At 67.4% G+C, this 14,527-nt stretch carries 13 protein-coding genes; 2 read left to right on the forward strand and 11 right to left on the reverse strand.

All coding sequences use genetic code 11. The features are described from left to right. Window positions 1–64: 64 nt before the first annotated feature. The 8 genes from D5S18_RS32590 to D5S18_RS32625 are packed head-to-tail and all read right to left on the reverse strand — an operon-like array spanning window position 65 to window position 8,440. Window positions 65–1,531, reverse strand: a complete 1,467-nt coding sequence (locus D5S18_RS32590) for a glycosyltransferase family 39 protein (protein WP_120044988.1) — start codon at window positions 1,529–1,531, stop codon at window positions 65–67. 12 nt (window positions 1,532–1,543) lie between these two features. Then, window positions 1,544–2,677 (reverse strand): ABC transporter substrate-binding protein, encoded by a 1,134-nt coding sequence (locus D5S18_RS32595; RefSeq protein WP_120044989.1) that lies wholly within the window; start codon window positions 2,675–2,677, stop codon window positions 1,544–1,546. Then, window positions 2,674–3,444 carry an ABC transporter permease gene (locus tag D5S18_RS32600; protein ID WP_120044990.1) on the reverse strand — a complete coding sequence of 257 codons (771 nt, stop codon included), beginning with the start codon at window positions 3,442–3,444 and terminating at the stop codon, window positions 2,674–2,676. Before D5S18_RS32600 ends, D5S18_RS32595 begins: the two co-directional genes overlap by 4 nt. Beyond that, window positions 3,441–4,238, reverse strand: coding sequence for an ABC transporter ATP-binding protein (locus D5S18_RS32605; protein ID WP_120044991.1), 798 nt, complete (start codon window positions 4,236–4,238; stop codon window positions 3,441–3,443). The genes D5S18_RS32600 and D5S18_RS32605 overlap by 4 nt, the downstream gene beginning before the upstream one ends. After that, the gene (locus D5S18_RS32610; RefSeq protein ID WP_239004153.1) at window positions 4,235–5,119 is read right to left on the reverse strand and encodes an ABC transporter permease; all 885 of its coding nucleotides are present in this window, start codon (window positions 5,117–5,119) and stop codon (window positions 4,235–4,237) included. The genes D5S18_RS32605 and D5S18_RS32610 overlap by 4 nt, the downstream gene beginning before the upstream one ends. Then, window positions 5,116–6,153: a TIGR03842 family LLM class F420-dependent oxidoreductase gene (locus D5S18_RS32615; protein WP_120044992.1), complete on the reverse strand. Its 1,038-nt coding sequence runs from the start codon at window positions 6,151–6,153 to the stop codon at window positions 5,116–5,118. Before D5S18_RS32615 ends, D5S18_RS32610 begins: the two co-directional genes overlap by 4 nt. Before the next feature lie 12 nt (window positions 6,154–6,165). After that, window positions 6,166–7,587 (reverse strand): dihydropyrimidinase, encoded by a 1,422-nt coding sequence (hydA, locus tag D5S18_RS32620; protein ID WP_120044993.1) that lies wholly within the window; start codon window positions 7,585–7,587, stop codon window positions 6,166–6,168. 16 nt (window positions 7,588–7,603) lie between these two features. Beyond that, window positions 7,604–8,440, reverse strand: coding sequence for a nitrilase-related carbon-nitrogen hydrolase (locus D5S18_RS32625; RefSeq protein ID WP_120044994.1), 837 nt, complete (start codon window positions 8,438–8,440; stop codon window positions 7,604–7,606). 121 nt (window positions 8,441–8,561) lie between these two features. Between D5S18_RS32625 and D5S18_RS32630 the strand changes: the two genes are divergently transcribed. Together D5S18_RS32630 and D5S18_RS32635 are read left to right on the forward strand one after the other, a co-directional pair. Next, window positions 8,562–9,980 (forward strand): aminotransferase-like domain-containing protein, encoded by a 1,419-nt coding sequence (locus D5S18_RS32630; protein ID WP_239004154.1) that lies wholly within the window; start codon window positions 8,562–8,564, stop codon window positions 9,978–9,980. Window positions 9,981–10,105: 125 nt separating this feature from the next. Next, window positions 10,106–11,572 (forward strand): tryptophanase, encoded by a 1,467-nt coding sequence (locus D5S18_RS32635; protein WP_203237026.1) that lies wholly within the window; start codon window positions 10,106–10,108, stop codon window positions 11,570–11,572. On the opposite strand, the gene D5S18_RS32640 is transcribed toward D5S18_RS32635, so the two are convergent. The 3 genes from D5S18_RS32640 to D5S18_RS32650 form a co-directional block, all read right to left on the reverse strand. Further along, entirely contained in the window at window positions 11,569–12,036 is a 468-nt protein-coding gene (locus tag D5S18_RS32640) for an NUDIX domain-containing protein (RefSeq protein WP_120044997.1), read from the reverse strand. The two genes, D5S18_RS32635 and D5S18_RS32640, sit on opposite strands and share 4 nt — an antisense overlap. Window positions 12,037–12,273: 237 nt before the next feature. After that, window positions 12,274–13,788: a glycosyltransferase family 39 protein gene (locus D5S18_RS32645; protein WP_239004155.1), complete on the reverse strand. Its 1,515-nt coding sequence runs from the start codon at window positions 13,786–13,788 to the stop codon at window positions 12,274–12,276. Then, complete coding sequence (locus tag D5S18_RS32650; RefSeq protein WP_120044998.1) at window positions 13,785–14,426, reverse strand: TetR/AcrR family transcriptional regulator; 642 nt, start codon at window positions 14,424–14,426, stop codon at window positions 13,785–13,787. The genes D5S18_RS32645 and D5S18_RS32650 overlap by 4 nt, the downstream gene beginning before the upstream one ends. Window positions 14,427–14,527 lie beyond the last annotated feature (101 nt).

Genomic DNA, 14,527 nt, shown 5'->3' on the forward strand with positions numbered 1-14,527 from the left:
AACGAGACACACATCACGAATGCCCGACCAGTTTACTATTCCCCACCTACCGAAACAACGTTCGCTACAGGTGCATCCAGGCGGGCCATACTTCCGCCCAGGGGTGCCGGAGTCCGCCGCAGCGCCAGATCGTCACGTCCTGAGTATTGCCCGGATAGCCGAGGCGGCTGTCCACCTTGCCGACCCGTTCCACGCGGTCGAAATCCCAGCGCAGGAACGATTCGTTGACCGCGACCGCCAGCACCGTGTCCGCATCGTCGGGCGGTGTGCCGAAGTAGCCGTAGCCGCGACTCGGACTGTAGATGGCGGGCAGTCGCTCGCGCGCGAATTGATCGAGCGCGCTCGCCTGCCAATAGGTGTCGGTGAGCACTATCGTGTTCTGTTGCGGCAGTTCGTCGTAGACCCGCAGCACTTCCGAAGTCAGCTCCGGCCAACCGAATTCGCCGTACACGCCGATGTCGATGGCGGCCTCGGCGGGACTGCTCGGCGGCGCGATGCGATCCGGAGACCGCCACGGGGTGGCGTAGAGCACGAAACACACTGCGGCCGTGGTGACCAACGCACCGACAACTACCAGTACGCGCTGCCCGACTCGCACCGCCAACACCGCACCGGCTGCCATCACCACCGCGAATACGCCTGCCGCGTAATAGATTCGACCGCCCACCAGAAGAAAGACCACCATCAAAAGCGGCAAGGCAGGCCCCAGGAACCGGTAGGCCCGCAGCGCGGGATCGCGCAGCAGCGCCCACACGCCGAAGGCCAGCAGAGCAGCCCCCAGGTAGCCTGCGGTAAGCGCGGTAAGCGGGACGAAGGTCAGCCAGCCGCCGAGCACCCCCTGCTCCCCGCCGATCACCTTGCCCATCTCCAACTGCGGCCAGTCGTGCCGGAACTGCCACAGCAGCGAGGGAGCGGTCGCCGCGACGACCACCGCCGCACCCGCCCAGAGCGCGGGTCTGCGCAACAATTCGCGCGGACCGAAGACCAGCGCCCCGATCCCGATGGCGAGCCACAGGAACGGCACCAGCCATTTGACCTGCATATCCACCGCAGTCACCAGAGCGGCCGCGAAGAGCAACCGGTCGCGGCGGGTGCGGACCCAGCGCACCACCAGCCAGGTGATGAGCACCCACAGCACGGTGTCGACGGCATTGGTGGTCAGCAGCTTGCCCTGCAACAGCAGCAATGGCGAGGTGGCGTAGGCGGTGGCCGCCAAGAGCTGTGGAATTGCGCCACCGCCGAATTCGCGGGCGAGATCGGCGGTGAGCACCACGGCCAACACCGTCAGCAGCACCACCGGAAGCCGCAGGACGAAGAACGAACCGGGCGCGACGGTGTCCATGAGCCGGGCGAGCATGGGCAGCACCGGCCCCTGATCGGCATAGCCGAACGACGGATGTCGCCCTGCCGCCAGGAAATACAGCTCATCCCCGAAGTAGTCGTAGCGGCTCGCCGAGAACAGCAGGACCGCCGCGGCCGCGACGGCTACGGCGGCGAGCCATCCTCGCGCGAGCGCTGCGGGTTCGGGCACGCCACATAGTAGCTATTTGCCGCCCTCGCGCAATACGACCTGCCGGGGTGTATACGCCGCGCCCATCGTATCCACGCCCGTGCTCTTAAGCAGCTCGAGCGCCTTGGTGACGTACTCGGTGCTGTAGGCGTTCGCGTCGGGATCCTTCTTCAGCACGGTCGCGCCGTCCTGATTCTTGGTCTCCCTGGCGATCTTCACCGTGCGGTCCCAAGCGGCCTTGTCGATGGCGCCCACCCCGTTGGGCGACGGCCAGATCAGCTTGTTCACCTCGTTGATCTGCCATTCCTGATGGGATGCGCCGAGGGTGCTGCCCGCCTTGACGGTGATATCGCGACACTTCTCCAGATTGTCGCGGCAGAAGGCCCAGCCCTTCAGCGAGGCGGCCACGAATTTCACGGTCTGGTCCTGATATTTGCTGTCCTTCAGCTTCTCGGTGTTGGCCCACAGCGCGTCCTGGAGCATGGCCACGCCCTGCTCGTTCCAGTCGATGGTGTTGAAATCGCTGGGGCTGTAGAGGTTTCCGGTGGCCGGGTTCCTGGTCTCGAGCACCTGGGCGTACTCGTTGTAGGACATGGCCTGCGCGGCGGCGATATCCTTGGAAAGGAAGGCGTTCATATCGAACTGCTGCTGCACCAGTTTCACATCCTTGGCCGGGTCCAGGCCCGCCTTGGTCATTCCGGCGAAGAGTTCGAATTCATTGCCGTAGCCCCAATTTCCGACGGTTTTGCCGCGCAGCGCGGCCGGTGCGGTGAGGTTGTCGGCTTTGAAGGAGACCTGTTTGGTGCCCGAACGCTGGTAGATCTGGGCCACCTCGGTGATGCCCGCACCCGCCTCGCGCGAGGCCAGCGCCTTGGGCACCCAGGCGACGGCGTAGTCGGCCTGGCCCTGGGCCAGTACGGTCTGCGGCACGATATCGGTTCCGCCATCGAGGATTTCGACCGCGAGCCCCTGCTCCCTGTAGAAGCCCTGGTCCACCGCCGCGAGGTAACCGGCGAACTGGCCCTGTTTGAACCACTGGAGCTGCAACCGGACCTTGGTCAATCCGTCGGCGGTGGTGTTGGAGGCGGAATCTGTGGTGCCGCAACCGGTGAGCGCGGCAGCAAGCACCGCGCCGACGGCCAGGCAGGCACGCAGGCGAACTGTCATGTGGATCTCCAGAAATCAAGGGGGCGGCGGGTCAGTCGTTCCAACAGCAGGACCACCGCCAGGAACAGCAGGCCGACGAGCATCGCGCCGACCACGTAGGCCCATGCCCTGGGATAGGCGGTATTGGCGGCGGCCGAGGTGATGCGGCTGCCGAGCCCGTTCTGCAGGCCCCCGAAGTATTCGGCGATGATGGCGGCGATGACCGCGCCCGGCGCGGCGATGCGCAATCCGGTGAACAGGTGCCCGAGCGCGGCGGGCAGCCGCACCGTGCGGGTGACCTGCCAGCCGCTCGCCGCATAGGAGGTCATCAGGTCGGTGTGCACCTGCGGCACTTGACGCAGACCGCGCGCGGCGCTGACGAACATCGGGAAGAACACGACGATGGTCACCACCAGCCGCCGCGGCGTGTCGGTGGTGGTGGAGTACATCGAATTGAGCAGGGGTGCGAGGGCGACGATGGGTACGGCCGCCGCGGCGGCGGCCAGCGGGGTGAGCAGGCCGTCGATTATCGGGAAGCGTACCGCCAGAACGGCCGCCGCGATGCCGAACAGCGCACCGGCCACCAAACCGATGAGCGCATTGGTTCCGGTGGCGCGCGCGGCCTCGGCGATATGTCCCGCGCTGTCGACGAATTCGCGCGCGATGGCGGTGGGGGCGGGCAGCAGGAACGACGGCACGTGCGCCGCGACCGTCACCGCCTGCCACAGCGCCACCCCGCCGACACCGAACAGCACCGGCGGCACAATGGTTTTCCAACGCGCCCTCATCGCGCCTCCCGGCCCGCCGCCGCACGCACGCCACCGTGCAGCGCGGCGCGCACCTGCGCCACCGCGTCGAAGAACGCGGTGCTGGAACGGATCTCGTCCCCATCCGCATCCCGCCGCCGGCCGCCGGTGTCGACGACGGCACTGATCCGCCCCGGTCGCGGTGACATGACCACCACCCGGTCGGACAGGAACACCGCCTCCGGGATCGAATGCGTCACGAAAACCACCGCCGCGGCGGTCTCGCCCGCGATGCGCAGCAGTTCGCCCTGCATGCGCTCCCTGGTCATCTCGTCGAGCGCGCCGAAGGGTTCGTCCATGAGCAGCAGCGACGGTTCGCGAGCCAGCGCCCTGGCGATGGCGACCCGCTGCTGCATTCCCCCCGACAGTTCGGCCGGGTAGCGGCGTGCGAATTCGCTCAGCCCGGCCATGGCCAGCAATTCCGCACTGCGCGCGCGTCTTTCGACCTTCGGGACCCGGTGCAGTTGCAGCGGCAGCTCCACATTCTCCTGGACGGTGCGCCAGTCCAACAGTCCGGCCTGCTGGAACGCGATGCCGTAATCCTGGTCGAGGCGGGCCTGGCGCGCGGTCTTCCCGTGGACCGCGACGGTGCCGCTGGTCGGCTGCTCCAGGTCGGCGACGATGCGCAGCAGGGTCGATTTGCCGCAGCCGGAAGGCCCGATGAGCGAGACGAATTCGCCCGCGCCGACGGTGAGGGTGATATCGGCCAGCGCCGTCACCGCACCCGCCGCGAAGATCTTGCCGACATGGCCGAGGTCGACGGCGTGCGCGGTCATCGGGCGCCGCCCGCAGGCCGTGCGTAGCGCCGCAACGCGTATTCGAGGACGGACACCACGACGGTGACCACGACCCCGAGCAGCGCCGCCGCGAGCACGGCGGCGTAGAGCCGGGCCGCGTCCCCGGTGGCCTGCTGCGCGAAAACAATGATCTGCCTGCCGATTCCGCCCGCCGTCCCGGTGGAGATCTCGGCCACCACCGCGCCGATGACCGAGGCGGCGGCCGCCAACCGCAGCGCGGGCAGCAGATGCGGCACCGCCGCCGGGAAGCGCAGGTGTATCAGCGTTTGCCACCAGCTCGCCGAATAGCTGTGCAGCAGTTCGACCGACGCCTTGGCGGGCGCTTGCAGTCCGCGCAGCGTCCCCACCCCGACCGGGAAGAAGGCGAGGTAGGCGGCGATGACGGCGATACTCATCCACGGCCGCCACGGCTGACCGGCGACCACCATTTTGCCACCCCACCCGGCCACCAGCGGGGCCAGCGCTATCAGCGGAACCGTCTGCGAGACGATCACATACGGCAGCAGGCCGCGCTCGACGAACCCGAACCGCTGCATGAGCACCGCGAGCGCGATCCCGACGACGGTGCCGATGGCGAGGGCGAGAAGTGCCAGCCCGCAGGTGAATCCGGCGGTGCGCAGCAATGTCGCGCCGACGGTCGATGGGCCGTCGGACTCGCCGAGGACGGTGAGCACCGTCCACAGGTGCGGCATGGCCGCGTCGGTGGTGCGCGGCAGCACCCGCAGGTCCCCGATGGCGACCCCGCGCGCGGGTACGGCCGCTTTCACCGCCTCCCACAGTGCGGCGAGCACCAGGAAGGCCGCCACCGCGTATCCGATTCGGATGACGCGCGAATTAGCTTGTAACACAGAAGAACTCACTTGATCTCAACGGTGGCCACGACCGGTCGCGCCAGGCGCGGCAGCACCGATTCGCCGTAGGCGTCCAGGGTCGCGGATTTGGCGTCGTGCTGCAGGTACACGGCGAACTGACCGACGCCGAGGTCCTCCAGTTCGCGCAGCCGGGCCAGGTGCTGGTCCGGCGTGCCGAGCAGGCAGAACCTGTCGACAATGGCATCGGGCACGAAATCGGCGTGGGTATTGCCGGCGCGCCCGTGCTGGTTGTAGTCGTAGCCCGTTCGACCCGCGATGTAGTCGGTGAGGGCGGCGGGCACCTGCGCGTCGGCCCCGTAGCGGGCGACGATATCGGCGACGTGATTGCCGACCATCCCGCCGAACCACCGGCACTGCTCCCGCGCGTGGGCCAACCCGGCGGCCGAACCGTCGGTGATGTAAGCCGGTGCGGCGACGCAGATCTCGACGGCGGCGGGATCGCGGCCCGCGCGCTCGGCAGCGGCGCGCACCCGCGCGATGGTCCACGCCGCGATATCCGGGTCGGCCAGTTGCAGGATGAATCCATCGGCCACCGCGCCGGTGAGGTCGAGGGCGCACGGACCGTATCCGGCCACCCACACCGGCAGCCGGGAGGCCGTCGCCCACGGGAACCGGATCTCGGTATCGCCGACGCGCGCGGCGCGACCGTTGCCCAATTCCCTGATCACTTCGATGGATTCGCGCAGTGTGGCCAGGGTGACGGGTTTGCCGCCGAGGGTGCGCACCGCCGAATCGCCGCGCCCGATCCCGCAGAGGGTGCGATTGCCGAACATATCGTTGAGGGTGGCGAAGGTGGACGCGGTGACCGTCCAGTCCCTGGTGGCCGGGTTGGTCACCATCGGACCGACGGTGACCCGGCGGGTGGCGGCCAGGATCTGACTGTAGATGACGTAGGGCTCCTGCCAGAGCAGGTGCGAATCGAAGGTCCACACATGCGAGAAGCCGTGCGTCTCGGCGATTCTGGCCAATTCGATGACCCGCGACGCCGGTGGCGTGCACTGCAGGACCACGCCGATGTCCATGCGGATCTCCCTTCAGAGCAGGTTCTGCGACAGCTCGCGTTTGACGAATCGGCCGTGTCCGGCGCTGCCGTGATAGCTCCCGCCGTCCACCACGATCCGACCGCGCGAGAGCACCGTGTCGACGTGGCCGTCGATCTCGAAACCCTCCCAGGCCGAATGGTCCATATTCATGTGGTGGGTCTTGCCGTATCCGATGCTGGTGTGCCCCTTCGGGTCGTACACCACGATGTCGGCATCGGCGCCGGGCGCGATGACGCCCTTGCGCGGATACATGCCGAACATGCGCGCGGGCGCGGTGCAGCACACCTGCACCCAGCGCTCCAAGGAGATCAAACCCTTAGCGACGCCCTGGAACATCAGGTCCATCCGGTGCTCGACACCGCCGATCCCATTGGGGATCTTGCTGAAATCGCCGCGGCCCATTTCCTTTTGGTCCTTCATGCAGAACGGGCAGTGATCGGTGCTGACGGTGGTGACATCACCGGTGCGCAGATAGCGCCACAGCGCGTCCTGGTGCCCCTCAGCCCGCGCGCGCAGCGGTGTGGAGCACACCCACTTCGCGCCCTCGAAACCCGGTGCGCCCAACTGCTCTTCGAGCGAGAGATACAGATACTGCGGACAGGTCTCGGCGAACACGTTCTGCCCGCGGCCGCGCGCGACGGCGATCTGCTCCAGCGCCTGCCTTGCCGACACATGGACGACATACAAAGGCGCACCGGTCAATTCGGCCAGCATGATGGCCCGGTGGGTGGCCTCCTCCTCCAACTGCCACGGCCGGGAGGTGCCGTGGAAATACGGCGCGGTATCGCCGCGCGCCACCGATTGCGCCACCAGGACATCGATGGCGATGCCGTTCTCGGCGTGCATCATCAGCAGCGCACCGAGGTCGGCCGCGGTCTGCATGGCGCGCAGGATGCGGCCGTCGTCGGAATAGAACACGCCGGGATAGGCCATGAAGAGTTTGAAGCTGGTAACGCCCTCGGACACCAATTCGGCCATGCCTTTGAGGGATTCGTCGTTCACCTCGCCGACGATCTGGTGGAACCCGTAGTCGATCGCGCATTGCCCGGCCGCCTTGCGATGCCACAGTTCCAGCGTGTCCTGGACCCGCTCACCCGGTTTCTGCACCGCGAAATCGACAATGGTGGTGGTGCCGCCCCAGGCGGCGGCGCGGGTTCCGGTCTCGAACGTGTCGGATGCCTCGGTGCCGCCGAAAGGCATCTGCATATGCGTATGTCCGTCCACGCCACCGGGAATCACGTATTTGCCGGTGGCGTCGACGACCGTATCGGCGGTGGTCCGCAGGTCCGCGCCGAGCGCGGTGGAACCCGGATGCAGCAGGGCGACAATGGTTTCGCCCTCCACCAGGATGTCGAGGGGTTGGGCTCCGGTGGTGGACACCACCGTGCCGCCGTGAATGAATACCGTGCTCATCGCATACCTCCGGCCGTCACGGCGTGACCAGCGGGCCGTAGGCGTCGGGGCGGCGATCCCGGAAGAAGGCCCACCTCTCGCGCACGGTCTTGATCAGATCCAGATCCAGGTCGCGCACTATCAGCTCCGGATCGCGATCCGAGCCGACTTCGCCCACGAATTTACCCTCCGGATCGACGAAATAGCTGGTGCCGTAGAAATCGTCATCGCCGAATTCCTCGATGCCGACGCGGTTGATGGCACCGATGTAATACTCATTGGCCACCGCCGAGGCGGGCTGCTCGAGCTTCCACAAATACGCCGAAAGTCCGCGCGAGGTGGCCGACGGATTGAATACGATCTGCGCACCCGCCAAGCCCAGCGCGCGCCAACCCTCCGGGAAATGCCGGTCGTAGCAGATATAGACGCCGATCCGGCCCACGGCGGTATCGAAAACGGGCCAGCCCAGGTTGCCGGGCCGGAAGTAGAACTTCTCCCAGAACCCGTGGACTTGCGGGATGTGATGCTTGCGGTATTTGCCCAGGTAGCTGCCGTCGGCATCGATGACGGCGGCGGTGTTGTACAGCAGGCCCGGCTGCTCCTGCTCGTAAACCGGCAGCACCATCACCATGTCCAATTCCTTGGCCAGCGCGGCGAATCGGTCCACCGTCGGGCCGGGGACGGATTCTGCGTAGTCGTAGAACCGGGCGTCCTGCTGCTGGCAGAAATACGGGCCGTAGAACAACTCCTGGAAGCAGATGACCCGAGCGCCCTGCGCGGCGGCCCGGCGCGCGTACTCCTCGTGTGACTTGATCATGGACTCTTTGTCGCCTGTCCAGTTGGTCTGGACGAGGGCGGCTCGCACGATTGCCATGTTTGTGATCCTCCACCCTGAACTGATTCAGTTGTGTTACAAGATTACGGAAACAGTTTCGCTCCCGTTACGTTTTGAGCCTCCGGAATCACACCCATCGCGGCTCCCGCAGAATGAGACAGTGACCAGCGACCCCGCGACGACCGAGCATCCGCCCACCGCCGCCGCCTCGGGTCTGCTCGCCGACCTCGACGACCGCACCCCGGCGGGTATCGCCGCCGCCGTGGGCCACCGAATCCGTTCCGGCGCACTGGAACCCGGCGATCGATTACCCACGGTGCGCGAAGTGGCCAGACAGTTGCGGGTCTCCCCCGCCACCGTCAGTCAGGCCTGGCGCGCCTTGGCCGCCACCGGGGCGATCGTGGCCCGCGGCCGGGCGGGCACCTTCGTCGGCGAACCCGTCGCAATGCGGGTCGCGACCCCCGTCGGCCGCTATCAGCGGCTGCATCCGCCCACCGACAGCGCCTTCCGGATCGATATCTCGCGCGGCACGCCCGATCCGCGGCTGCTGCCCGATCTCGGCGCGGCACTGCACCTCATGCTGGGCGCGGGCGCGAGCGATCTGGCCGCGCACTACCTCGGCGAGGCGGTGCTGCCGGAGTTGGCCGCGCGGCTACGCGCCGAGTGGCCGTTCCGACCGCAGACCCTCGCGGTGCTCGACGGCGCGCTCGACGCCGTCGACCGACTGCTGACCGCGCACCTGCGCCTCGGGGACGCGGTCGCCGTCGAAGATCCCTGTTTCCCACCATTTCTCGACCTGCTGAGCCGGCTCGGCGCGCGGCCGGTGCCGGTGCGTGTCGACGAATCCGGGCCGCGCCCAGCCGATCTCGCGGTAGCCGTCGCCGAACACGGTGTCACCGCAGTCATCCTGCAGCCGCGCGCGCAAAATCCCACCGGGGCCTCGCTCACCGCGCGCCGGGTCCGCGAACTCGCCGATATCCTCGCCGATTCCGGTGCGCTCATCGTCGAGGACGATCATTGCGCCGGGATCGCCACCGCCCCGCTGCGTTCCCTCGGCTCACGACTGCCCGCGCGCACCGTGCACATCCGGTCCTATTCCAAATCGCACGGCGCGGATCTGCGGGTCGCCGTCGCGGGCGGCCCGGCCGCCCTGCTGGACCCGGTGATCGATCGCCGCATGCTCGGCCCCGGCTGGACCAGTCGACTCCTGCAGCGGCTGCTGCTCACCATGCTCCAGGATCCGGCGGCCTGCGCGGCGGTCGACGCCGCCCGCACCGAATACCGCAGGCGCGCTTCGGCATTGCGCCGCGCACTGGCCAAGGGCGGGGTGCGGGTGGCGCGCGGGGACGGGATCAACCTGTGGCTGCCGGTGGCCGATGAGAACGCGGCCATGATCTCGCTGGCCGCGGCGGGCATCAAGGCCGCACCGGGCGGGCCGTTCGAGGTGCGCGAGGATCCCGATTCCGATCATCTGCGCATCACCGCGGCCGAACTCGGCGATCACGATATCGACTGGCTCGCGAGCGAGCTCGCCGCCGCGTCGCTCGCGCGCCCGACCTATCGGCGCATCCGCCGCTGAGCCGAATCACGATCCGGACCTCGCATCGCGGGTGCACCGAAAGTATGATTCGAAGGGCACGGTGCGGGGTGGAATACCGAAAAGTCAGTGGCTCGCGAATCGATCACCTTTTTCGGAGGTGCACCATGTTCGAGCCCTATCGCATCAAAATGGTCGAGCCGATATCGATCACCACGCCGGAACACCGCCGACTTGCCCTTCGCAAGGCCGGCTACAACATGTTCGGTCTCCGTGCGCAGGACGTCACCATCGACCTGCTCACGGATTCGGGTACCGGCGCCATGTCACAGGACCAGTGGGCCGCCGTACTGTACAGCGACGAATCCTATGCCGGGGCCGACTCGTGGTTCCGTTTCGAACGCCGGGTACGCACCATGTTCGGATTCCGACACGTGCTGCCCACACACCAGGGCAGGGCCGCCGAGCGACTGCTGTACACGGTGCTCTGCGTGGGAAAGGACCCGCAACGATTGGTCGTGCCCAGCAATAGTCACTTCGACACCGGCCGCGGCAACCTGGAACTGCTCGGCGTACGGGCCGTGAATCTGCCCTGCGCGCAGGCCGCCGACCTGACCGACGACGCACCGTTCAAGGGCAATGCCGACGTCGCGGCGATGGACCGGCTGATCACCGAGGTCGGCGCGGAATTCGTCCCCGCCATCGTCATGACCGTCACCAACAACACCGGTGGCGGCCAACCGGTTTCGATGGCCAATATCGCCGAGGTCTCCGCGCTCGCACGCAGCCACGGGATTCCGATGTATCTCGACGGCTGCCGCTTCGCGGAGAACGCCTACTTCATCCAGCAGCGCGAACCGGAGTACGAGTCGTGGACGATTCCGGAGATCGTCTCGAAGATGTGCTCGTACGCCGAGGGCTGCACGGTATCGGCCAAGAAGGACGGCCTCTGCAATATCGGCGGATTCCTGGCCACCGACGATGACGAGGTCGCGGCGGAGGCGCGCCAACTCGGGATCATCACCGAGGGGTTCTACACCTATGGCGGATTGTCGGGACGAGACCTCGATGCCATCGCGGTCGGCCTCAAGGAAGTCTGCGAGCAGCCCTACCTCGAACATCGTGTGGGTTCGGTGCGCTACCTCGCAACGGCCCTGCGGGACAATGGCGTTCCCGTGGTGTGGCCGCCGGGCGGCCACGCGGTGTACATCGATGCCGCCGCGCTCCTACCGCATATTCCGCCGCTTCGGTATCCGGCGCAGGCACTGTGCGCGGAGATCTACCTCGAGGGCGGCGTGCGCACCGTCGAACTCGGCACCTGTGCCTTCGGCTACGACGCGCTCACCGGCGTCGAGGCACCGGCACAGTGGGAACTGTGCCGCCTGGCGCTGCCGCGCCGGGTGTACACCCAGAGCCACCTCGACTACGTCATCGAATCCCTGGCGGCGATCGCACAACGTCGCGACCGGATCCAGGGGCTGCGAATGACCAGCCCCAGCACCATCCTTCGTCACTTCACCGCCCAGTTCACCCCCGTCCTCGCCGACGACGTCGACGAGGAAGCGAGAACCCCGGAGCTGGCCGGGCACGAGCACGGGTCCACCCGGCTACCCCTCTCGGGACCGCCGGACTAGGGCAGCGATCCCCCCGCAACTGAGCCGAGTGGCAGCCGAATAGCGCGATAGCGATCCAACATTCGACGCACCGGCACGGTGACCGGCGGCTCCTCGGTGAGCTCCACCCACGCGTGCTCGCGGGCGGGCACGGGCGCGGCCTGCGCCACCCGGACCACGAAAGTGAAGTGTCGGACCGGCTCGCCCTCGGCCTGCTGATCGAATTGACCCAGGTAGGTGGAGATTTCGGCAGGTTCGAGACCCGTCGCGGTGGACACCGCGCGCCGCAAGGCCCGATCGATCGACTCGGCCGGATCGAACGGGCCGCCGGGTAGCTCCCACTGACCGCCCAGTTCGCCCTCCTGCGGCCGGCGCAACAGCAGGACGGTCGCACCGCATTCGACCACCCCGCCCACGACAAGTCGTCCGATCCCGTCGCGCTCCGCGCCCGCGATCAGATGCCGCTGCAGTGACCCGTCCACCATCGGTCCATCCCTTTCGCGGGGGCGGCAACAGTTGGGTAACCCACTGCAGCCCGGCCGCACTTCGTCGTATCGGCGGTCGAGATCCTATCGACCGCCGACTGCGCCTGTCCCGGAATTTCGGCGCTGAACAGCGAATCTTCAGGATGGAAAGATCCAGCCCCGCGACCAGCACACCCAACACCTGTGCTCCACCATACCGGCGGCCAAGATCAGCGGCCGGTAGCAGCAAACCGAATGTCAGCCGAGGCGAAGCAGGCCGGGCCAAGCGGTGGACCAGGATTCGCGCGGACCGTCACAACGCCAGATGGTGATATCGCGGGCTATGCCCGGTATGCCGAGACGAGCGTCGACGCGACCCGCGGCGGCAACCGTCGCGAAGTGTTGGCGCAGTTCGGATTCGGTGCCACCGACCCAGAGGACCGTGGTCGCCGTATCGGGCGGTGTGCCGAAATAGCCGAAGCCGCGATTGATGCTGTACACGGCGGGCAGACCGTACGCACCGCGTGCGAGATCCAATGCCGAAGCCTGCCAATAGGCATCGGTGAGTATCACCGCGTTCGACCGCTCCGGCTCCGGCAGCGCGCCGTAGGCCGCGGCAGCCCCTTCGCGCAGTTCGGTCCAACCGAAACGCCCGAAGATCGAGAGATTCAGTCCCACCTCGAGATCGGTGGTCGCGGGCCGCAGCGCCGACTCCGGTTTCAGTGGCAGCGACAGCACCATGAAGATGCCCGAGGCGACGGCGAGCAGCACGGCGACCACCTTGCGCCAGCGGATCTTGCGGGTCCACCACACCGCACCCGCCGCGATGACCGCCGGGTAGCAGCCGATCACGTAGTACGGCCGCCCGCCGAGCGCCCAGAAGGCGACGATCACCAGCAGCACCGTCCACCCCAGAAAACGGAAGGGCCGCAACGGTTCCCAACGCAGTAGCGCCACCGTGCCCGCGATCAGCAGCACCACGCCGAGTCCGCCCGCGATGAACAGCGCGATGGGCAGGAAGGTCCATCGACCACCCACCAGGGCCTGCTCGGCCGAAACCTGCGCTCCCATACCGAGTTGCGGCCACCCGTGCGCCGCCTGCCAGACCAGCGTCGGCGCGGTCGCCGCCGCGGTGAGCGCCGCACCGATCCACAGCGCGGGCCTGCGGAACAATTCGCGCGGCCCGGCGATGAGCACGCCGATCGCCACGGCGAGCCAGAACACCGGAATCAACCATTTCACCTGCATATCCAGTGCGGTGACCGCGCCGGCCGCCAGCAGCGTCATCGCACCGCGGGTGCGCACCCAGCGGATCAGCAGCCAGGTGATCAGGACCCACAGCCCGGTATCAATGGCATTGGTGGACAGGGTCGTTCCCTGCAGCAGCAGGAACGGTGAGGTCGCGTAGGCGGCCGCCGCGAGCACCTGCGCGGACCGCGACCCGCCCAACTCCCTGGCGATCAGCGCGCTCACCACAATGGCCGCCAACGTGACCAACAGGGCCGGGATCCGCAGCGCCACTAGCGATCCCGGAGCAATCATATCCATCAGCCCGGCCAGCAGCGGCACAATCGGCCCCTGGTCGGCGTAGCCGAAGCTCGGCCGATGACCTGCGGCGACGAAATACAGTTCGTCACCGAAGAATCCGTAGCGGTTCAGCGAGACACCGATCGCGATACCGGCCAGCGTCGTCACCACCGCGACGCCGATCCCGGCGAAGGCGGGCAACTCGAGCTCCCGCCGTGTCGCGGCGGGTGCGAATGTCGTGATCACAGTGTTGACTCCTCCCGAACCCCACGTGTGGCGAGGTCGAAGATCCGGCACAGGTGGTCGGCGTAGCCGACCATGTCGAAGTCGGGATCGCGCGCGGCCCGCCCGCCCGCGCCATCGATGGCGTCGCGAATGGACCTGGCCATCTGGCGGGCGTCGAATTCGCCGAAGTCGCCGGACTTCTGGCCCTCGTGCAGCAATCCGGCCAGCGGTTCGATCAGGTCGCGCTCCTCGTTCGCACCGTCGAACACCAAGCCGCCGTCCGGCTTTCGCAGATTGGCGACCACCGCTACCAGGGCGTTGATATAGGTGCGGTTCGCATCGACGTAGGCCAGGTTGGCGTCGATATAGGTGCGCAGCCGACTCGGCGCGTCCGGCGCGGCCTCGATCAGCGGGACCATGTACTCCCCCGCCGCGACGAACAGTTGAATGACCAGTTCGGTCATCAACTCGTCCTTGCCCGCGAAGTGGTAGGAGATCACCCCCTTGGAGGTGCCCGCGTGTTCGGCGATGCGCGCCAGCGAGGCATTGGCGTAGCCCACCTCGGCCATCACCTCCACCGCAGAGGCGATGATCTGCCGCCGCCGCGCCAACTCGATGAAAGAGCGCTGTCGACCAGCCGTCTCATTTTCTGACCGCATGGCCAGAATTTAGCACAGAGGGTCAGAGTGCGACCAGCCCCCGATACGGGGGTGGCGTTGGCGAACGCGGCGCGCCCGGAGGTGGCAAGATGCGCAGCGCA

Source organism: Nocardia panacis, assembly GCF_003598715.1.
GTDB lineage: Bacteria > Actinomycetota > Actinomycetes > Mycobacteriales > Mycobacteriaceae > Nocardia > Nocardia panacis.

Coding starts and splice junctions, on each gene's coding strand:
- D5S18_RS32595 (WP_120044989.1), bottom strand. CDS start 2,677: ATGACAGTTCGCCTGCGTGCCTGCCTGGCCGTCGGCGCGGTGCTTGCT.
- D5S18_RS32600 (WP_120044990.1), bottom strand. CDS start 3,444: ATGAGGGCGCGTTGGAAAACCATTGTGCCGCCGGTGCTGTTCGGTGTC.
- D5S18_RS32605 (WP_120044991.1), bottom strand. CDS start 4,238: ATGACCGCGCACGCCGTCGACCTCGGCCATGTCGGCAAGATCTTCGCG.
- D5S18_RS32615 (WP_120044992.1), bottom strand. CDS start 6,153: ATGGACATCGGCGTGGTCCTGCAGTGCACGCCACCGGCGTCGCGGGTC.
- hydA (WP_120044993.1), bottom strand. CDS start 7,587: ATGAGCACGGTATTCATTCACGGCGGCACGGTGGTGTCCACCACCGGA.
- D5S18_RS32625 (WP_120044994.1), bottom strand. CDS start 8,440: ATGGCAATCGTGCGAGCCGCCCTCGTCCAGACCAACTGGACAGGCGAC.
- D5S18_RS32635 (WP_203237026.1), top strand. CDS start 10,106: ATGTTCGAGCCCTATCGCATCAAAATGGTCGAGCCGATATCGATCACC.
- D5S18_RS32640 (WP_120044997.1), bottom strand. CDS start 12,036: ATGGTGGACGGGTCACTGCAGCGGCATCTGATCGCGGGCGCGGAGCGC.
- D5S18_RS32650 (WP_120044998.1), bottom strand. CDS start 14,426: ATGCGGTCAGAAAATGAGACGGCTGGTCGACAGCGCTCTTTCATCGAG.